The sequence below is a fragment of the Collinsella sp. LCP21S3_D3 genome, assembly GCF_052118305.1.
GTDB lineage: Bacteria > Actinomycetota > Coriobacteriia > Coriobacteriales > Coriobacteriaceae > Collinsella.
In genome coordinates this window covers 60,775-81,029 of the sequence record NZ_JBQKHK010000001.1, presented here as the reverse complement: position 1 = coordinate 81,029, position 20,255 = coordinate 60,775, and the positions used below count along the sequence as shown (strand labels likewise).

Here is a 20,255-nt window from a genome sequence, read left to right as displayed (position 1 = left end):
CTGCAGGATTATCGCCGCACGTGTCGAAGCACCTCAACAGCAGCATTCACCTCGATAACGCGACGCTCGAGGCCGCGGCAAATGGACTCGAGCCGGCCCTCCGCTGTGGCCCATTCGCTCTGCGAAAGAATCTCGATCGCCTCATCAACAAATCCGTTGAGCCGCGATGAATCGAACCAATCGAGTGAGTCCGCAAGCGCCAGCTGGACGGAAGGGTCGGGCCCAAACGGCTTAGCAGAAAACCCAAACTCCCCAGCTGCGAGCACGGCAGTTGGTACGTTGTACCACAGGCAGTTGCCGCTATCGAACAGCGGAGCAGGCCTTATCTCCAGGGTGTCGACATTGCGGATGATGCCGAAGTTTCGCCAATGGCGATCGCTGTTGGCCAAAAGGGCATCGCAGACAATCATCTGCGACATAGACCTTCTCACGGCAGCCTCGTCTGCTCCATGTTTACCAAGGAAGCGGCAGTACCGGTCGTATGTCGAGTTTCCCCGCTGGCTACCAAGTGCGCCCTTAACGTAAACAGCCGGAACGTATTCCTCGCGGCCGTCAAGAAAGTCGTCGCACAGACACACAGGGCCATCGAACATTCGCTCAACCGTATAAGGAACAAACTCGCCCTCCGACAGCAAGCGACGATGTAGAGCCGTTGCAACCGCCTCGTTAAAGGGACGCTGATCGTCCATGCCGCACCCCTTGACCAGAACGCGAACAGCGTTGCGAATCATCCACGATTTAGGGAGCTCGCCCTCGGACGTGTTATCCGGATTTTTAAGACCGATGCCCTCCAGCCAACCCGAACGTCCCTCGGGCGCCGATCGCTCAAAATCATTCTCGAAGTAATTGAGGTTTCGCCATTTGAGCCCGTCGCATTCTGCCGGCCGCAGCCAATAGCAATCCGAAAGCGAGAGGCCCAGGCACTGAACCGGGACCTCGATGCCACTGGCAATTCCCAGTTCGCGATAGCGCGAGACGAGTCCGGGGCGAACATCGGGCACCGACCGATGGCTCCACCACACGTTGAGCTCCCGTTTATTCACCGTAGGAGAAGAGCTCGAGCACGTACCAAACGGCATTCGTTGTGCATCGAGGACCTCCGCGATTTCGAAGGGAAATTCGCGCGACGGATCAAATGAGACATGCGCGACCTCATGGTCGGCCGACATCAGCGTAAACTTGCGCCCCACATCGGCCGCAGGACGGCGTCCACGTTTGCGGACCTTTTGATAAGCGACCGCGGAATTGTACTCGACCATCTTCCGTCCGCCCACAATATCGCACGCAAGCGTTCCCGATGCGGCAAGTTGAGATATGCGGGCTTTCGTAACGCCCAGCAGGCGGGCAGCATCACCCATAGACAAGTACTCAGACGTATCCATACACCGCATCACCTCGTTAAGTAATTTACACGTTTAGTTAATAGATTACATATATCATAATACTAAACGACCAAAAGCGAAAAAAAGCCCGAGAAATCGGGCTTTAGCGATTGGTCAGCCGAGTCGCAAGCTGATCCCCTAGCGCTGAACGTAGGCGCGAACCAGCTCGTAGGTATTACGCACGCCGTCGATGTGGCTGCGCTCGTAGTTGTGGCTCGCGTACACGCCAGGGCCGATCAGGCCGTGACGGATGTCGTAGCCGGCAGAAAGCGTGGCCTCAACGTCTGAGCCGTAATGCGGGTACACGTCGATGGCGTAATCGAGCTCCAGCTCGCGCGCGATATTGGACAGCGTGGTCACCAGATCGTAGTTGTAGGGGCCGCCCGAATCCTTGGCGCAAATCGACACCATGCGCTCGGTGCAGCCCAGATCGTCACCCACGCAACCCATGTCAACGCTGATCATCTCGCGCGTGTCGGCCGGCACGAAAGCGCCACCGTGGCCAACCTCCTCGTACACCGTAAAGAGCAGTGAAACCTTGCGCGAAAGCGTCACCTCGCCAGCGGCGACGGCACGCGCCAAGCCCAGCAAAATGGAGGCCGACAGCTTGTCGTCCAAGAAGCGGCTCTTAATATAGCCGCTCTCCGTCACCGTGGTGCGCGGATCCATAGCGATGATGTCGCCGGTCTGAATACCCAGCTCGAGCACATCGTCCTTGCTGTCGACATTCTCGTCGAGCAGGATTTCCATGTTCTTCTCGATGGTCTTGACCGGCTCGTCGGCCACGTGCGCCGAAGGCTCGGTATTGAGGACCACACCCGTGTACACATTGCCATCGCGCGTGTAGACGGTGCAGTTCTCGCCATCGGCCGTAGACCACTGATGCCCGCCGAGCGTCGTGGGACGCAGGCGACCATTGTCCTTAATGGAGCGCACCATGGCGCCCAGGGTATCGACATGGCTCGCCAACACAAGCGGCTCGCCCTCGCCGCCAAGCTCAACCAGCACGTTGCCCTTATTGGAACGCTCGGGGCCAAAGCCCATATCGCTCAACGTTTCCATTAGATAATCAGTCGCCGCACGGGTATAGCCCGTAGGCGAAGCAATCGAGGTAAGCGCCTTCAACTGGTCAGTAATATAGGAGAGCGTAGAATCCATCTTGGACACCAAATTACCCTTTCATATCGAATTAAACCCACAGCAACAATACCACCGCGAACCATCTTTTTACCTAGCGAGACAACCCATCGAGCTTCTCAGAGCAGTGCCCGCCACGATAACGAGCCGGCGGGCCCCCGCCCGTTAGCCCCAGAATCTTTCCGCAGGACAGAAGGAGGCCCCGCCGCACGTAGTGCGCAGCGGGGCCTCCGACATGTCCGAGGACGATTGTGGGGCTAACGGGCAGGGGCCCGCCGAACCATGTTAGGCAGCCGGGCAGATCTTCTTGAAGAGCTCGATGACGTCGTCGAGCGTCGCCTCGCGCGGGTTGCCCGGGAAGCAGGCATCGGCCATGGCGTCCTTGGCCAGGACCTCGATCTCGTCAGCCTTCATGGCCTCGCAGACGTGCGGGATGTTCACGTCAGCGGAGAGCTGCTTAACGGCGGCGATAGCGGCGTCGGCAGCCTCATCGGTGCTCATGCCCGTGGTGTCAACGCCCATGGCGACGGCGACCTTGGCCAGGCGCTCGGCGCAAACCGGCTTGTTGAACTCCATGGCAATCGGCAGCAGCATGGCGCAAGCGACGCCGTGAGGGGTGTCGTAGTGAGCGGACAGGGTGTGAGCCATGGCGTGATCGATACCCAGGCCAACGTTAGAGAAGCCCATGCCGGCGACATACTGACCAAGAGCCATGCCCTCGCGGCCGGAGCCGGGCTGGCCGGACTTGGCCTCGGCAACGGAGTCGCGCAGGTTCTCGCTGATCAGCTTGATGGCCTCAAAGTGGAACATGTCGGAGAGCTCCCAAGCGCCCTTGGTGGTGTAGCCCTCGATGGCGTGGGTCAGAGCGTCCATGCCGGTGGAAGCGGTCAGGCCGGCGGGCATGGAAGCCATCATGTCGGGGTCGACGACGGCGACCTCGGGGGCGTCGTTGGTGTCGACGCACACGAACTTGCGGACCTTTTCGGGGTCGGTGATGACGTAGTTGATGGTCACCTCAGCAGCGGTACCGGCGGTCGTCGGCACGGCGATGGTGAACACGGCGTGGTTCTTAGTGGGAGCAACGCCCTCGAGGCTGCGGACATCGGCGAACTCGGGGTTGTTGATGATGATGCCGATGGCCTTGGCAGTGTCCATAGAGGAGCCGCCACCGACGGTCACGATAGCATCAGCCTCGGCGGCCTTGAAGGCCTCGACGCCGTCCTTGACGTTCTGAATAGTGGGGTTGGGCTTGATCTCGGAGTAGAGGCTCCAAGCGATGCCGGCGGCATCGAGCTCGTCGGTCACCTTAGCGGTAACGCCAAACTTGACCAGATCGGGGTCGGAGCAGACGAAGATCTTCTTGTAGCCGCGACGCTGGAGCTCGCCGGGGATCTCCTTGATGGCGCCGGAACCATGATAAGAAATGGTGTTGAGAACGAAACGATTAGCCATTGATAGCCTCCCATCGTGTGCGGGGCACCCATTACGCCCCACGCTATGGCTCCCATCCTAACGCTTTTGAAGCGAAAAACGCGTGAGAACGTCAGATTATTTAAAGCGTTTCAACAACTGGTATCGTCGCCGCCTGACCACTAAACAAAAAGGGGCGGCCGAGATGACCGTCCCCTCCCCATTATTGATCAGTGTGGCAAGGGGTCAGCCCCTTGCCACATCCTGCCGCTATTTTTGGCAGGCCTCTTTCCAATCTTCGCAGGCGCGCTTCCAGCGAAAACGCAGGTCGCGCTCGCGGTCGATAAACATGATGGCAAACGCCACGAACAGCAGCACGCTCGCCACCGCAATAGCGTGCAGCCCCATGCGCTCAATACACCAGTTTCCCAGCACAGCGCCAAACACAAAGGTAAAGATCACACCAAAGTACAGCAGGCCGTTTTCCAAAAAGCCGCGCTTGTGGGTGATGATGTAGTCGTCCACGTTTTGCAGCGCGTTGCGCAGGTTACCGATGCACATGGTCGTGGCAATGCCGTGACCGTGGATCTTGCGGAAGCTCTCGACCTGCATACCGCAGGCAAACGAGATGAGGCAGTTGGCGAACAAGTTGTAGCCGCCACCGGGGATAAAGCTCACGCCCAGCAAGATGACGGCTTCAAAGAACACCGTCACCTGGCGCCAGTGAATCACGCTGCCAAACCGTTCGTGTACCAGGTCGGCAAGCATAATGCCCACGGCAAACGACACCACAGGGAAGAAATAGCGCCCCGCGAGCGCCCAATTGCCCTCCGAGATACTCACGCCCACCAGCAAGATGTTGCCCGTCTGCGCGTTGGCGAAAACATGGTCGCGCCCAATGTACGAATAAACGTCCATAAAGCCACCGGCGAGCGCCAAGATGATGCCCAGCTCAATAGACTCCGATATCTGTTTGGCACGCTGCATCGTCGTGCGCCCTCCTTGTTGACGACCCTCTCGTGCGTTGGCGGAAACATAGCCGCCGTTCATACTGTAACCCATTGACAACATGGCGTGCGCGCGAGACGGACTCCCCAACGCGCAGATACACCGTCTGGAAACAAACGGCGGGCGCGGCATCGACACCCGACACCTCGTGTACTCCACCAGTCTTTTTAGCTCCGTCCCAAAAAGACTGGTTACAATTACGTGCAGCATACAGACACCGGGAGGAATCGTGGCAAATAAGCCCCAGGACGCTCAGCACAACCAGCACGGCAAGCATGCCCAACGCGGCCAGCAGCAAAAGCGTGGAAGCAAAGCCCAGGGCTCGCGCCCCGCGCATGCCCCGGCAGCGCCTGTCCGCCCCTGGCGCCCGGGCCGTGATAAGTTCCTCCCCGTCAGCCGCGCCGACATGGATGCGCGCGGCTGGGACCAGTGCGACTTTGTCTACATCTGCGGCGACGCCTACGTGGACCATCCCAGCTTTGGCATGGCCATCATCAGCCGCGTCCTCGACGCGCACGGCTACAAGGTGGGCATCATCTGCCAACCCGACTGGACCGACCCCGCCAGCATCACCGTGCTCGGCGAGCCGCGCCTGGGCTTTCTCGTCAGCGCCGGCAACATGGACTCCATGGTCAACCACTATTCGGTGACCAAGCACCGCCGCCACACCGACGCCTATACCCCCGGTGGCGAGGAGGGGCACCGCCCCAACCGTGCCGTCACGGTCTACGGCAACCTCATCCGCCAGACATTCAAGGACGCCCCCATCATCATCGGCGGCATCGAGGCAAGCCTGCGTCGCTTGGCCCACTACGACTACTGGCAGGACAAGCTCAAGCGCTCGGTACTGCTCGACTCGGGCGCCGACATCCTCATCTACGGCATGGGCGAGCACGCGATTGTCGAGATCGCCGACGCGCTCGACGCGGGACTGCCCGTCGATCAGATTACCTATATCAACGGCACCGTCTATCGCACGGGTTCGCTCGACGAGGTCTACGACTACGACCTGCTGCCCAGTTGGGACGACCTTACCGCCGACAAGCTCAACTACGCGCGCAGCTTTAACGTGCAGCAGCAGAATATGGACCCCATCACCGGACATCGCCTGGTAGAGCCCTACCCCAACAGCGTCTATGTGGTGCAGAACCCGCCGTCGGCGACGCTCACCACCGACGAGATGGACGAGGTTGCCGAGCTCCCCTACGCACGCGATTGGCATCCCGATTACGACGCAGCGGGCGGCGTGCCGGCCTTTGCCGAGATCAAGTTTTCCATTAGCTCCAACCGCGGCTGTTTTGGCGAGTGCTCGTTTTGCGCGCTCACCTTCCACCAGGGTCGCGTGCTGCAGATGCGCAGCCACGACTCGATCATGCGCGAGGCCGAGCTGCTCACGCGCAATCCCGAGTTTAAGGGCTATATCAACGACGTGGGCGGGCCGACGGCCAACTTTAGCCGTCCCGCCTGCGACAAGCAGCTCAAGCACGGCGTATGCAAGAACAAGCGATGCCTGTGGCCGAGCGTGTGCAAGAACATGGTGGTCGACGAGAGCGGCTACACCCAGCTGCTGCGCGACCTGCGCCAGCTGCCAGGCGTCAAGAAGGTCTTTGTCCGCAGCGGCATCCGCTTCGACTACACCATGGCCGATGCCTCGGATGAGTTTTTGCGCGAGCTGCTAGAGCACCACGTCTCGGGCCAGCTACGCGTAGCACCCGAGCACGTGAGCGACGCGGTGCTGTCCGTGATGGGCAAACCGAGCCGAGCCGTCTACGACGCATTCTGCCGTAAATTTGAACGCTTGAACCGCGAGTACGGACTCAAGCAGTACGTGGTGCCGTATCTGATCTCGAGCCACCCCGGATCGACGATGAAGGAAGCCGTGGACCTTGCCGAGGCCGTGCGAGACATGGGCTACATGCCCGAGCAGGTGCAGGACTTCTACCCCACGCCGTCCACCATGTCGACGTGCATGTACTACACCGGCGTGGATCCGCGCACCATGGAGCCGATCTATGTGGCGCGCGACCCGCACGAGAAGGCCATGCAACGCGCACTCATCCAGTATCGCAAGCCCGAGAACTACAAGCTCGTGCGCGAGGCGCTAGAGAAAGCCGGCCGTCGCGATTTGATCGGCTACACCAAGCATTGCCTGATCCGCCCCGTGCCGCCACGCCCGGGCGAGACATCTGCCGGCGGCGGACATGGCACCGGCAAGAAGGGCGGCAAGGGCCACGGTGGCGCTGGCGGCGCTGGAGCCAAGGGGCCCAAGGGCGGCAAGGGCCACGGCGGCATGTCGCGCGCGCAGAACACCGCCGGACGCAACCGCGCAGCTCAGGGGCGTCAGGGTGCCAACGGAGGCGGTCGCCGCAACTAAGGCAGCAGTGCGCTCGCTGCGTCCATCCCACACGCGTGGCGCAACGAGCGCATTGCCTCAACGAGGATGACGCCGGCGATAGCGACCGTAATTGCCACGTCGAGCGGCGTGTTCACAAACCACAGCATGCCCATGAGATACGACCCGGCATTAAAGGCAAAGTGCAGCAGGATCGTGTAGCGGAGCTTTCCGGTCGTCACGAGCAACCAACCAAAGATGAGGCCGGCGGCACCCGCGTAGCAACCCTGCACCCAATTCATGTGCATAAAACCGAAGATTGCCGCCTGCAGCACAATCGCCGCGGCGACACCCCACGTGCTTGGGGCCGCCCAGGGCACTATGGCGCCGTCTTGCGCACTCGCACGACGCCGGCGCTTCCAGAGCGGACGGCACTGGGGATTAAACGCACGCAGCGAAAACTCAAAGATAACACCGCGCACCAGGAGCTCTTCGCAAAACGGCGCGCCGAGCACCGTGGTCAGGACGGCAAGAGGACTGGTATCGCCCATGCCCGTTTCCTCGACAAGCTCGCTGTAGTCGGCCGCGGCATCGGGCAACAGCGACAGCACGGCGTCGGTCACGTAGCTAACGACCACCTGCAGGGCAAGACCGATCACGATAACGCAGGCGATGCGTTTCCACGCCCCACGCGCTCCCCCGCCGAGCGAATGCTCGCTTTGCGAACGCGCCATAAACGAGCGCGGCCACAGATAACGCCACCACAGCAGCGCCATCAAAAACGACGCCGTCTGAGCGGCGGCCTGAAGCAATTGAATGTCGAGGTCATCGATCGAAAAACCCATGAACACCGATGCGACGCCAAGGGCGGAGAACAAAACGACGCTCAGGGCTATATCGGCAGCGACAACGCCAAAACAGGCGAGCGCCCACGCTATCGCATTGAGCATGCCAGCCTCCTCAAAACCCGGTACTTGGGGACGTTCCTTAACTGCCGGCAGAAAATGAACGTCCCCAAGTACCGGCAGTTTGGGACAGTCATTGTTGATGAGAATCGGGTGCAGTGCCAAAGGCCCCGTTGGGCGAGATGTCGAACGGGAAGGTGCCACAGCGATTGAACGCGGCGATAAACATGCGGATGGCGTTGGACGGCGTGGTGCCCACGAGCTGGGTTGCCGCCGCGAAGGCCGCCTTTTCCTCGGGCAAGACCTTCGCGACAACCGGGGTCATGTGTTCTGCCATGGCGCTTCCTTTTTGAAACAACGGTGGTGCGGATAGATGCGGGCCACGCGGCTGGGCGACGGGCTGTGAAGGCAACCCGATTGGCCCGCATCTGGAGTTTGTTTCTGCGGCGTTGGTATTACTTGGTATTCCTAAGTTATACCCAGCAGATAGAATACCACACCCGGTCCCATGGGGACGGAGAAAAGACGGATGATTTTGTTGCTGGGTTAGTATTTAGAGCGTGATGATGTCCGAGATATCGAGGGCCTAAGCGTCGGCGTATGGCGCGCCCAGGCTGGGTATCCGGCGCATGGCGCCCTATTGTCTTGCATAATTTCGCTTATGCCATGCATAAAAAGACGGGGGCACCCCTTCTCGTCCCAACGTACCCCCGCTTGTACCGTGCAAAAACCGGAGTTTTCAGCATCGCGGCCCCCGCAGGCGGTGCCGCGAATCGTGGACGCCGCGCGATTGGCGTCGTTTTGGGGCACGGCGCGACGCGAAACGCGCGTTATCGCCGCGCCGGACGCCGTCAGCCAACCCAAATCGCCTGCCGAAGGATCCCGCTGGCTCAAAAAGACGATTCCGGCGCGTATGCAGTCACCCCGGCTTGCTGAAAACTCCCGAAAATGCACGGCGCGCCCCGGGGGACCCGTGCGCGCCACGAAAAACACGCCCGCATCCAAAAGAATGCGAGCGCGAAAGCCGGATGGCGGCAAGGGCGCCAGGCAGCGGGCGAAATCCCCGGCGTGTCCGCCCGGGCACCGCAGCCGCCGCGCGTCAGCAGAAAACCTCATGCCCTGCGTTGATGTCGGCCCCCGCATACGCGAATCTCCAACTAGGTCGATAGCCCGTATCCCTTGCCGCGACCGTCTCCGTGCGTTTCCACGAAGAAGACTGGCCCCACCTAATACTGAGCCCACTAAAAGGGCCCCGAGCATAGTCTGCTCGAGACCCAAACTCGTGTCGCCTTACCGCGCGACGCGTATGTTACTTGCGCTTGCCGCCGCCGTCACCGGGGCGACGGGAGCTGCCGCCGCGCTTGCCGCCACGGCTGTTGCCATAGCTGCCACGGTTATCGCGACCGCCGGCACGGCCACCACGGGAGCCGGCCTGGTTGCTGCCACGTCCGCCGCGATAGCCGCCGCGGCGCTCCTCGCGGGTATCGTCGTAGTTGCGCCAGTCATCGCGACGATCTCGACTGGCACGCGGATCGCGACGATCGCGCGACTCGCCAGAACGGCCGCCGCGCTCTTCAAAGCGCTTGCCGCCACGGGACTCACCGCCGCGGCCGCCGCGCTCGTCATCGCGACCGGAACGACGACGGTCGCCCGCGCCGCGCTTGCCGCCGCGCGAGCCACGGCCCTCGTCCTCGCGCTCAACACGGCGACGACCGCCGCGATCCTCGTCCTCGCGGCGACGGCGGTGCGCCTCGCCCTGGAACTGCTTGGCACGGCGCTCGGCACGGTTGCCGCGCGGGGCCGGCTCGACGGCACCAGCACCGCCGCGCTCCTCGGCAGCCACCTCGCGGGCCACGCTCTCCACGGCCTCGTCCACGCGAGCCTGAACGCCCTCGCGCACGCGGGTCTTGCCGCCGCGCTTGGGACGGCTCGGGCGCTCGCTGTCGCCACGACGCTCATCGCGACCGCGGTTGGAACGACCGGCCACATCGCCGTAATCGTCGCCGTTGCGCTTGCCGTCGCGACGCGCACGCTCAAGCTTCTTCTTGCTCTTGGACTTACCGCGCTTGGTCTTCTTCTTCACCTTAAAGGCCGCAGGGTCGCGCTCGGGATCAACCGCGGGCGGATTGGGGCCCACGTGCAAGTCGCCGGCCTCGTAGATGTCGGCCGTCTTGTCCATGAGCTTCTCGATCTCGTAGAACTCATCCACGTCCTGCTCGGTCACAAACGTGATGGCCCAGCCCAGCTCGCCGGCGCGGCCCGTACGGCCAATACGGTGGATGTAGTCGGTCGGCTCGGCCGGCACGTCAAAGTTCACGACGTAGCGCACGTCGCTGATGTCGATGCCGCGGGCGAGCACGTCGGTTGCCACCAGCACGTCGACGGTACCGTCGCGGAAGGCCGAAAGTGCGCGCTCGCGCTGGGCCTGGCTGCGGTTGCCATGAATCGCGGCAGCCTTGATGCCCTTGCGCTCCAGACGACGGCAGCAGCTGTCGGCACGGTGCTTGGTGCGCATAAAGACGATGGTGCGCTCCGGGCCTTCCTTTTTGAGGAACTCGGGCAGCAGGTTGTTCTTGGCCTCGATGGACACCGGGAACACAAACTGGTCGACGGTGTCGGCGGTCGACGTGGCGGGCGCGATCTCCACGCGGGCCGGGTCGCTCACTAGGTCGGTGATCTCGCCCACGGCCTCCTCGTCGAGGGTCGCCGAGAACAGCAGCGTCTGGCGCTCGGCTGGCGTCTCGCGCACAATACGGCGAACGGCGGGCAAAAAGCCCATGTCGAGCATGCGGTCGGCTTCGTCGAGCACCAGCACCTTTACCTCGTCCAGGTGGCAAGCGCCCTGCTCGATCAGATCGACCAGACGGCCCGGCGTTGCGACCAGGATGTCGCAGCCGTACTTGAGGGCAGCGGTCTGCGGCTTGTAGCTCACGCCGCCCACAACGGTCACGGCAACATGGCCGGTGACGTCGGCGATCTTGCTCGCGACCTCGTCGATTTGCTGGGCGAGCTCGCGCGTAGGGGTGATGACGAGCATCACGGGGCCGCGGCCGTTGCCCTCGGGCTTTTTAGCACCGCGACGACGGTTACGGCCGCCGCGCTCGCGCACAGGTTTGGGAGGAGCGATGTGCTCCAGGTTGTTCATGGTCGGCAGCAAAAAGGCGGCCGTCTTGCCGGTACCGGTCTGAGCGGCGGCAAGCAGGTCGCGGCCCTCGAGCACCACGGGGATCGAGCCGGCCTGCACGGGCGTCGGCGCCGCGTAACCCAGGTTCTCGATGGCACGAAGTATCTCGTCCGAAAGACCCAGCTCGTCAAAGGCGGGCAGGTTCTCGGTAGCGGACTCGACGGTCTCGGCGGCGCTGGCCTCGTCGGCCGCATCGAAGGCAGCCTGGGCCATGGCCTCGCGGGTCTCGTCCAGGATCTCGGCGTCGGTGACGTCGGATACAGAATTACGCATATGTTGTTGTTCCTTATCTGCACGCGCAAGGGGCACGGCATGCGGCCGCGCGGGCGTGCTTGGTAGTGCGCTAGTACATACAAAAAGGGTGCGCACAGAGAGGACGTTGCTCAGCACGCTGGCGATCGCTTTGGCAGCCATATCACGCGCCGCCCAGACGCAGCAGCTCTAAGCGATGGAGCAGATTCGCCGCCGGTTAGTATACCCGTACTCCGTATGCCCCCACGTAAACCACAGATGACGGGGCGAGAGGAGCGGGTCTGGGCCAATTGTCTCAATCTGTAACAGTTACGAGGCAAAACCAGGTCTACACGTTACGAATCGAGACAAACCAAAACCTCGCAAAACAACATCTCGATCTGTAACAGATAGAGGTCATTTTCCCTGCCAGATGTTACAGATCGAGATGTTAAGCAACCGCCGAATTGTTTGTCTCGATCTGTAACAGTAACTCGGCAAAAACGGAACTAGATGTTACAGATTGAGACGAAGGGCGAGGATGGTGCACTAACTTGGCAGTCGACACCCGTATCGGAATGTCATACATTTCAACTTTTGCCATACACCCCCAGGGGGTATGGGTGTATAGTATCGGCATGTTAACAATTCCAACACCAAACCAAACTACAGAAAGGAGAGGCCATGGCTCAAGATAAGTTCGACGTAGGCGGCATGACATGCGCCGCCTGCCAGGCGCACGTGGACCGTGCCGTGAGCAAGCTCGACGGCGTCCAAAGCGTCGCGGTCAACCTACTCGCCGGTTCCATGATGGTCGACTACGACCCCGCGCAGGTCTCCCCCGACGATATCTGCACCGCCGTCGACCGCGCGGGCTACTCGGCCTCACCCGTCAGCACGGGCACCGGTGCCGCCGGCTCAAACGGCAGCGCGCAAGTCAGGTCTGGCGCCGCCCATATGGAGTCGCCCACCAAAAAGCTGGAGGCCGCCGCCTCTGCCATGCACACCCGCCTCATCGTCTCGATCGTCTTCCTCATCCCACTGTTCTACATAGGCATGGGACACATGCTCGGCTGGCCGCTGCCCGGCATTTTCACCGACCATATCCACAGCATGACGCTCGCCCTCACCGAGCTTGTCCTTCTCATCCCCATCGTCTACGTCAACGACGCGTACTTTATCAACGGGTTTAAATCGCTCGCGCACGGCGCGCCCACCATGGATGCCCTTATTGCCGTGGGCGCCACCGCTTCCATTGCCTGGTCGCTCTACGCCATGTTCATCATGGCCGACCAGCTGGCCACGGGGCAGGTGCACGAGGCCATGATGACAGGCATGGACAATCTGTATTTTGAGAGCGCGGGCACGATCCTGTCGCTCGTCACCGTGGGCAAATACCTCGAGACGCGCAGTAAGTCCAAAACCGGCGGCGCCATCGAGGCGCTCATCGATCTGGCGCCTAAAACCGCGACCGTCGTTGCCGACGACGGCAGCGAAACCACCGTCGACGCCGATAGCATCCTTCCCGGCCAGGTCCTACGTGTGCACCCCGGCGAGTCAATCCCCGTCGACGGCGTGGTGCTCGAGGGTAGCTCGGCCGTGGACGAGAGTGCGCTCACCGGCGAGTCAATCCCCGTGGAAAAGACCGCCGGCGACACCGTCAACGCCGCCACCGTCAACCGCACCGGCTCGTTTACCTTCCGCGCCACGCGGGTTGGTGCCGACACGTCGCTGGCCAAGATCATCCAGCTCGTCGAGGACGCCAACGCCACCAAGGCGCCCATCGCCCGCATGGCCGACAAGGTCGCCGGCGTGTTCGTGCCCGTGGTGTTCGTGATCTCGGCCGTGACCTTTGCGGTGTGGATGGCACTGACCGGCAGCATAAACGAGGCACTTACCTCCGCCGTGGCCGTGCTGGTGATCAGTTGTCCCTGCGCGCTCGGCCTAGCCACGCCCGTCGCCATTATGGTAGGCACCGGCAAGGGCGCCGAGATGGGCATTCTGTTTAAGAGCGCCGAGGCGCTGGAGAACCTGCGCGGCGTGGGTACCGTGGTGCTCGATAAGACGGGTACGGTCACCCGCGGCAAACCTGCCGTGACCGATATCGTGGTAGCCACGCGCGCCGACGGCTCGCCCGCTATGAGTGAAAAGGCGTTACTGAAGCTCGCTGCCGCGCTGGAGCGCTCGAGCGAGCATCCGCTGGCCGAGGCGATTATGACCGAGTGCGAGGTGCGCGGAATCGTGGCGCGCATGGTCGAGGACTTTGCCGTCGTGCCTGGACGAGGCGTTACGGCGCGCGAGGGGCAGAATATCATCGCAGCCGGCAACGTGCGTCTGATGAACGAGCTGGGCGCGGAGGTGCCCGCCGGTCTTGCCGAGCGATTTGCCGCCGAGGGCAAGACACCGTTGTTCTTTGCCAAGAACGGCGAGCTTGTCGGCACCATTGCCGTAGCTGACGAGGTCAAGGAGACGAGCGCTGAGGCCATCGCTGTAATGCGTTCGCTCGGCGTCGACGTGCACATGCTCACCGGCGACAACCGCGTCACTGCCGAAGCAATCGCCCGCTGCGTAGGACTGAGCAGCAAGCAGGTCATTGCCGACGTGCTTCCCGCCGACAAGGAACGCCACGTGCGCGAACTGCAGGATGCGGGCGGCAAGGTCGCCATGGTGGGCGACGGCATCAACGACTCCCCCGCCCTGGCGCGCGCCGACGTGGGCCTTGCTATCGGCACCGGCGCCGACATCGCCAAGGAAGGGGCAGATGTGGTACTCATGCGCAGCGACCTCATGGACGTCGCCCGCGCTATCGAGCTTTCGCGCGCCACGATTCGCAACATCAAGCAAGACCTGTTCTGGGCGCTGTTCTACAACGGCATCGGCATTCCGCTCGCTGCGGGCGTGTTCTTCCCCCTCACCGGCTGGCAGCTCTCGCCGATGTTTGGCGCCGCGGCGATGAGCCTGTCGAGCGTGTGCGTCGTGTCCAATGCTCTGCGCCTGAAATCCTTTAAGCCTAAAGTGGCAAAATAGGCTCACCATTAAATCCATTTAGAACGGGTTTTCCAGGCGCCCGAGATTGACCTGAAAGAGGAGCGACGCGTACTTTGGTACGCGAGCGACGGCTTGAAGGTCAAGGTCGGGTGCCTGGGAAAGCCGACATAACAGAGAGGAATACCCATGCGTTACACAATTAAGACTTCCGGCCTTATGTGTGGCCACTGCGACGCTACTGTCGAGACGGCACTGCTCAACGTTGCCGGCGTGACCGACGCCGATGCCGATCACGAGACTCAGACGGTACAGGTGGAGTGCGCCGACACCGTGGCCGCTGAGCAGCTCGCTGCCGCCGTCGAGAGCGCCGGCGAGAAGTTCCACGCCCTGTCCGTGACCGCAGCCTAGCTGCTACCAGAAGCATTCGACCCCATCGACCAGAAACGAGGACCGCCATGATGGCAGACCACAAATCGGTGAACCGTATGCTCAAGACGGCGCGCGGCCAGATCGACGGCATCCTGCGGATGGTCGAGGAGGACCGCTACTGCGTCGATATTTCCACGCAGCTCATGGCCACACAGGCACTCCTCGCGCGCATTAACGCCGACGTGCTCAAGGCGCATATCGAGGGCTGCGTGACTTCGGCAATCGAATCGGGCGACGAAGACCTCAAAGCCGCGAAGCTCGCCGAGATCGAACGCGTCGTCGACAAGCTCTCTAAGTAATCGGCGCATTGGGGACAGACCACTTTGCACCGTCTTGATGTTCCGAGGACGGGTATGTTTGCACCACATTGGTTCAGATTAACCTGTCCCCCTTGCTCTAAATCGGGTATAAAGGCGTGCGGCATATCGAACGAAAGGCAATTTGCATGAATGACTTTATGAAGGGCCGCAATGGCGCTGACGAGCTCACCATCGTGATGGGTTTTACCGGTATCGTCATCGCGATGATCGGATCGATGGCCCGCGTCCAGTGGCTCAGTTGGATCGCCATCGCCGTCATCGTGATCGGCGTACTGCGCGGCCTGTCCAAAAACATCGACGCACGTCGCAAGGAGAACGACGCCTTTGTCGCCGGCTCGGCTAAGGTCCCCGGCTTGGGCAAGTTTGTCGCCAGCTTGGGTGGCAGCGCTGCAGCGGCCAGCACCTCACGCGCGGCCGGCACCAGTAAGGAAGACTTTGAGCGTGCCAAGCGCACGGCCAAGAAGATGTGGAAAGGTCGCAAGACCACGGCATACCTCAAGTGCCCCAACTGCGGCCAGATGCTCTCCGTTCCCAAGGGCAAAGGCAAAATCCGCGTCACCTGCCCCAAGTGCCACGCCAAGATGGAGACGCGCTCGTAGCCGCCATACCGCAGGACAAAATAAAAGCCGAGGCCTCGCACTGGGGCCTCGGCTTTTTTGAATGCGACAAAGGGCCCGCCCCCGTCACGCCTACGCCACGCCGTCGCGGGCAAGCTCCTCGGCAAGCGCCTCGGCTGGCATGGCCATAATCGTGTCGAGCTCGGCGTCCACCTCGGGAATACGCTTCACCTTGAGTTTGCGCACCAGATCGCCACGACACATCACGTGCATCGGCTCGCGCAGAGCGCACAGGTCATCGAGCGGGTTCTCGCGCGTCACCAGGATATCGGCAGCCTTGCCGCACTCGATCGCACCGGTCTCGCCACCCAGCCCCAGCAGCTCAGCATTGACCTGCGTAGCCGTATGCAGCGCAAACGCATTGCTCACGCCAACGTACTTGGCAAAATAGGCCACCTCGCGCCACATGTCGTACTGGGTCACGAACGGGCAGCTCGAATCCGTACCCAAACCTACCTTGATACCGGCTTCCAGCGCCGCACGAGCGCTCTCGATAATGCCCGAGCACACGATATCGCCGTTCTTCTTTTGCGTGTCAGTCGAATGAGTCTTTTCCGGATCGAGCAGCACAAACGGCAGTGCGGGGCTGATCGTGCAGGTCACACTCGGCGCACGCCCCTCGAGCTGAGTTCCCGCGGCGCCGCGGTACAGCTCCAGGATCTCGGGTGTCAACGGAGCGCCGTGCTCGATCGTATCGACGCCGGCCTCGAGCGCGGCGCGTACGCCCTCGGTGCTCTCGACATGAGCCATAACCGGAAGGCCCATATCGTGCGCTGCCTTGCACGCCGCCGCGGCAACCTCCACCGGCATACGCAGCACGCCCGGCTCGCCCACCTCGGTCGCATCGAACACACCGCCCGTTACGAACAGTTTAATGACGTCGGCACCGCGCGCATACAGGTCGCGCACCTGTTCGGCCGCCTCGGAGGGACTGTTGGCCACCTGCGCGAACAAGCCCGCGCCGTGGCCACCCGGCACCGTGACGCCCGTTCCCGGCGCCACCAAACGCGGACCCTGATACTTGCCGGCGTCGATAGCATCGCGCACGGCCAGATCGGCAAACAGCGGGTCGCCCGCGCCGCGCACCGTGGTCACGCCACTTGCCAGCTGCTGTTGGGCGCTGCCCTTAAGGATGCGGCGGACAATGGCGCGGCCAACGGGATTATCGAGCTTCTTCATCAGCGCGCCCGCATCGCCCGCCGAGACCGGCTTGCCCGAGCCGCACAGATGCACATGCATATTGATGAGGCCCGGCATGAGATACGCCCCGGCCAGGTCGAAGACCTCGGCACCTGCAGGCGCCTGCGCAACAGCGCTCGGCCCCATCCACGTGATGACACCGCGCTCAACGGCCACGGCCATGTCGGGCTGCGGCTCCATATGCTCCGAACCATCCAGGACGGTCGCATTGATAAACAACGTGGAACGATCGGCAGACGCCATATCGAGCTCCTCCCTCACGATTAACTTGAACATTTGTCCATTATCACCTAATGCAGCAAACTAAAGTCGAACATATCGGTTAGCGGAGGGACGAGAGAGCTGTGAGGGCAAACGGAGACAGCAGGGCAATGCTCCGGCCGTTCCAGCAAAACGTCTTGATTTGTAACAGATAGACCAGGTTTTAGCAGCCAGATGTTACAGATCGAGATCTTTCGGCACCGCGTCCAGCCTTTGTCTCAATCTGTAACAGTTAGGTCGAATTTTGGCCGTTAGATGTTACAGATCGAGATATTCTCCAGCCCTGTCGTCAAACATCTAAATCTGTAACATGTAGACAGGTTTTCGGCCTCTAGATGTTACAGATTTAGATCTTTTAGCGGCAGCCAACCTTCTGTCTCGATCTGTAACGGTTACGAGGCCAAACGGCCCCTTGTTGTTACAGATCGAGACAAACTCGTCCGGAACAACCACATCCGCGTTAGTCGTATCCCTCAGCACCCATACCACTGACGCTTCCATCCCTCAGCCAAATCGGCCCGCTGCGAAATACCCGCCAGCCTCATCTTTTCAGCCAGCTTCCCCGGGTTCTTGAGCTCATCAAACGTGAACCTCAGCACCTTGTGCCCGAGCATTGTCAGATGAGATTCCCGCTGACGCTCTGCTACGAACGGGTCGACCGACTCCCGATCCCCACCATCCTGCAGGGTATACTTTCCTCTTCCGTCGAGCTCGCCAATCACGCACGTCCCGTCCTCGAGCCTCCAGAAATAATCGACCCGAAACACCTGGCTCGAATCGAGCGGATCGCGAAACTCCACCTGCAACTCTGGCACCGGAAAACCGTATGCAATAAAGAACGCTCGGAACCGAGACTCGCCACCATTTTCGGACAGCCCGTCCGCATGCGACGCAATCACCTGAGCTCTGCGATACCCGCGTCTGCACTCGCAATCGGCCTGGAGCCGTTCGCAGAGGTCGTCGCGCGATATACCCTTCGCCCGCAGCGCAGAATCGGCAATCGCCAGACCATATGAAAACGGTGCACGCAGCAGACAATCCTCCACCGTGCGCCAAAACGGCGTCACTCGCACGCCGTCGACGCGCTCAAGCGCACCCGCCGCCTGCGGACGCAGCAGCCTATATCCCGTACTCAACGCCACCGAACAACCCGTCTTGACCAAGTAACGCGGCCCGAGCAGATCATTCGGCACCTCCAGACCCCATATCAGCGCGGCGTCATACCCCCAAAACGCCCAATCGGGATGAAACTCCGCAAGCCCCTTGATGGTCCGCCGAGCCCGCTCCGGCGGCGTCAACGCATCCCATTCATGCTGAAAACAGAATAGGTGCGATTCGGGCTCCGCAATATCGTCTGTGCCCACATGGCGCCGCAGCCACATGAGCTCGGCATTATCGTGCGTCGCAAGCAGCACGCCTTGTTCAGCCGCCTCCGCGAGCCTGGCGAGCATCCTATTCCGCGCCAAGGTGCTACGTGCTGCATGTTTGTGTTTGAAAACGGTATTAGACACTTCCATCACCACCACGTCAGACAAATGGACCATCGTCACCGTTGCCTCCGCTGACAAATGTCTTGATCTGTAACAGGAAGACAGTCTTTGAGCCTCTAGTTGTTACAGATTTAGATTGTTCGGCACCGCGGCCAACCTTTGTCTCGATCTGTAACAGTTAGGTCGAATTTTGGCCTGTAGATGTTACAGGTTGAGACATTTCCCCAGCTAGGTGCCAAACGTCTCGATCTGTAACAGTTGGATCGAGTTTTGGCCTGCAGATGTTACAGATCGAGACATCCCCCCTGCCGGGTTCCAAACATCTCGATCTGTAACAGTTAGACGTTCTCCAGACCCCTAAACGTTACAGATTTAGACAAACCAGCAACGCCCAAGCACTCGTCTCGATCTGTAACAGGTAGACCGGTTTTTTGTCCCTAGACGTTACAGACCGAGACAAATAGACGGGCGGCGGCGGCAGATGCCCATCCCCTACTCCCATTCCTGTTTGTAGATGTTGAGTGACTTTACGTAGCGCCCCTGGGCACCCATGATGTCGCGAACCAGCCGTAAGAAGAAGCTGATACACGAGGTATCGAAGCCATCTTCTAGGTCCTCAGGATGCACCGCGCCAGGCCCGTCGACCGCCGTATCGCTCAGGCGCGCAATGTCGTAGAGGTAGAGCTGCCCCGCCGTCAGCCAGACATCGTCGACGCACGCGAGGCGCACCGCAATCGCGCCATCGCGCCAGTGTTCCTTTTGCACGATATGCGGATCGTAGACGTCAAAGCGACGGTCAGTACGCGTGTCACGCAGCGCGACCATACCGGTCGCGGGATCCTTATCCAAAATGCCAAAGCGCGAAAAATAGTGCGTGCCGCGCACCTGCTCGAGCCGTCTGAGCGAAGTAGGCGAAAGCGACGCCGGCGGCTCGTCAACATACAGCTCAAGCAGCGTCTTGCCATGGTAATAGGGACGCTCGAACAGCAGCCAATCGGTAAATGCCATGTTATAGGCCATGATTTCATTTTGCGAGGGCTCCTCGCAATAGCTGAGCCATGGATCGACTATCACTTCGAACTGTGTACGCGCCGACTCCAAAAACTGAAACTTGCGTAGCATCCAAAACTGGGCCATGCCGGCAATATCGTCACCGACGGCCTCGGCCAGACGTCCCCGGTCCAAAACATGATCAGCCATGGCATCCTCCTCAAACTGATAAACCTCAATTTGAGCTTACGAGGAGGGCGGGTGGTCGCCGCCATCACGGGCGAAATGGGCATCGGGCTGCAAACCAGATGCTGACCAAGCACTTGACGGGATACTTGCAGATTATACAAATTGCCACAAAATCGCGGGTA

General features: G+C 61.1%; 15 protein-coding genes. 5 read left to right on the top strand and 10 right to left on the bottom strand.

Annotated features, from left to right (window positions below):
• Positions 1–8 precede the first annotated feature (8 nt).
• The 4 genes from ACTQ1S_RS00375 to ACTQ1S_RS00360 form a co-directional block, all read right to left on the bottom strand.
• Positions 9–1,382: a hypothetical protein gene (locus tag ACTQ1S_RS00375; protein ID WP_427795723.1), complete on the bottom strand. Its 1,374-nt coding sequence runs from the start codon at positions 1,380–1,382 to the stop codon at positions 9–11.
• 138 nt (positions 1,383–1,520) lie between these two features.
• Positions 1,521–2,540, bottom strand: coding sequence for a M42 family metallopeptidase (locus ACTQ1S_RS00370; RefSeq protein WP_441546862.1), 1,020 nt, complete (start codon positions 2,538–2,540; stop codon positions 1,521–1,523).
• Positions 2,541–2,804: 264 nt separating this feature from the next.
• The gene (gene fucO, locus ACTQ1S_RS00365; RefSeq protein ID WP_154515935.1) at positions 2,805–3,971 is read right to left on the bottom strand and encodes a lactaldehyde reductase; all 1,167 of its coding nucleotides are present in this window, start codon (positions 3,969–3,971) and stop codon (positions 2,805–2,807) included.
• Positions 3,972–4,199: 228 nt separating this feature from the next.
• Entirely contained in the window at positions 4,200–4,916 is a 717-nt protein-coding gene (locus ACTQ1S_RS00360; RefSeq protein WP_441546781.1) for a YoaK family protein, read from the bottom strand.
• 250 nt (positions 4,917–5,166) lie between these two features.
• Between ACTQ1S_RS00360 and ACTQ1S_RS00355 the strand changes: the two genes are divergently transcribed.
• The gene (locus ACTQ1S_RS00355) at positions 5,167–7,311 is read left to right on the top strand and encodes a YgiQ family radical SAM protein (RefSeq protein WP_441546780.1); all 2,145 of its coding nucleotides are present in this window, start codon (positions 5,167–5,169) and stop codon (positions 7,309–7,311) included.
• Here the strand turns inward: ACTQ1S_RS00355 and ACTQ1S_RS00350 are convergent.
• From ACTQ1S_RS00350 to ACTQ1S_RS00340, 3 genes are all read right to left on the bottom strand, one after another.
• The gene (locus ACTQ1S_RS00350) at positions 7,308–8,219 is read right to left on the bottom strand and encodes a CPBP family glutamic-type intramembrane protease (RefSeq protein WP_441546779.1); all 912 of its coding nucleotides are present in this window, start codon (positions 8,217–8,219) and stop codon (positions 7,308–7,310) included. The genes ACTQ1S_RS00355 and ACTQ1S_RS00350 overlap by 4 nt on opposite strands.
• An 88-nt stretch (positions 8,220–8,307) precedes the next feature.
• Complete coding sequence (locus ACTQ1S_RS00345) at positions 8,308–8,511, bottom strand: type II toxin-antitoxin system RelB/DinJ family antitoxin (protein WP_117734431.1); 204 nt, start codon at positions 8,509–8,511, stop codon at positions 8,308–8,310.
• A 972-nt stretch (positions 8,512–9,483) separates the two neighbouring features.
• Positions 9,484–11,631 (bottom strand): DEAD/DEAH box helicase, encoded by a 2,148-nt coding sequence (locus ACTQ1S_RS00340; protein WP_441546778.1) that lies wholly within the window; start codon positions 11,629–11,631, stop codon positions 9,484–9,486.
• Positions 11,632–12,273: 642 nt separating this feature from the next.
• Here ACTQ1S_RS00340 and ACTQ1S_RS00335 point away from each other — a divergent pair.
• The 4 genes from ACTQ1S_RS00335 to ACTQ1S_RS00320 all read left to right on the top strand — a co-directional run bounded on the left by ACTQ1S_RS00335 (position 12,274) and on the right by ACTQ1S_RS00320 (position 15,925).
• On the top strand, positions 12,274–14,616 hold the full coding sequence (locus tag ACTQ1S_RS00335; RefSeq protein WP_441546777.1) for a heavy metal translocating P-type ATPase: 2,343 nt from the start codon (positions 12,274–12,276) through the stop codon (positions 14,614–14,616).
• A gap of 147 nt (positions 14,617–14,763) precedes the next feature.
• Positions 14,764–14,985, top strand: coding sequence for a heavy-metal-associated domain-containing protein (locus tag ACTQ1S_RS00330; protein WP_154515953.1), 222 nt, complete (start codon positions 14,764–14,766; stop codon positions 14,983–14,985).
• A gap of 50 nt (positions 14,986–15,035) precedes the next feature.
• Positions 15,036–15,305, top strand: coding sequence for a metal-sensing transcriptional repressor (locus ACTQ1S_RS00325; RefSeq protein ID WP_229778266.1), 270 nt, complete (start codon positions 15,036–15,038; stop codon positions 15,303–15,305).
• Positions 15,306–15,451: 146 nt separating this feature from the next.
• Positions 15,452–15,925, top strand: coding sequence for a hypothetical protein (locus ACTQ1S_RS00320; RefSeq protein WP_441546776.1), 474 nt, complete (start codon positions 15,452–15,454; stop codon positions 15,923–15,925).
• A gap of 90 nt (positions 15,926–16,015) precedes the next feature.
• Here ACTQ1S_RS00320 and ACTQ1S_RS00315 read toward each other — a convergent pair whose 3' ends face one another.
• The 3 genes from ACTQ1S_RS00315 to ACTQ1S_RS00305 form a co-directional block, all read right to left on the bottom strand.
• Positions 16,016–17,386, bottom strand: coding sequence for an amidohydrolase family protein (locus ACTQ1S_RS00315; RefSeq protein ID WP_441546775.1), 1,371 nt, complete (start codon positions 17,384–17,386; stop codon positions 16,016–16,018).
• Positions 17,387–17,877: 491 nt separating this feature from the next.
• The gene (locus ACTQ1S_RS00310; protein ID WP_441546774.1) at positions 17,878–18,948 is read right to left on the bottom strand and encodes a hypothetical protein; all 1,071 of its coding nucleotides are present in this window, start codon (positions 18,946–18,948) and stop codon (positions 17,878–17,880) included.
• Positions 18,949–19,386: 438 nt separating this feature from the next.
• The gene (locus ACTQ1S_RS00305) at positions 19,387–20,094 is read right to left on the bottom strand and encodes a hypothetical protein (protein WP_441546773.1); all 708 of its coding nucleotides are present in this window, start codon (positions 20,092–20,094) and stop codon (positions 19,387–19,389) included.
• Positions 20,095–20,255: the final 161 nt, after the last annotated feature.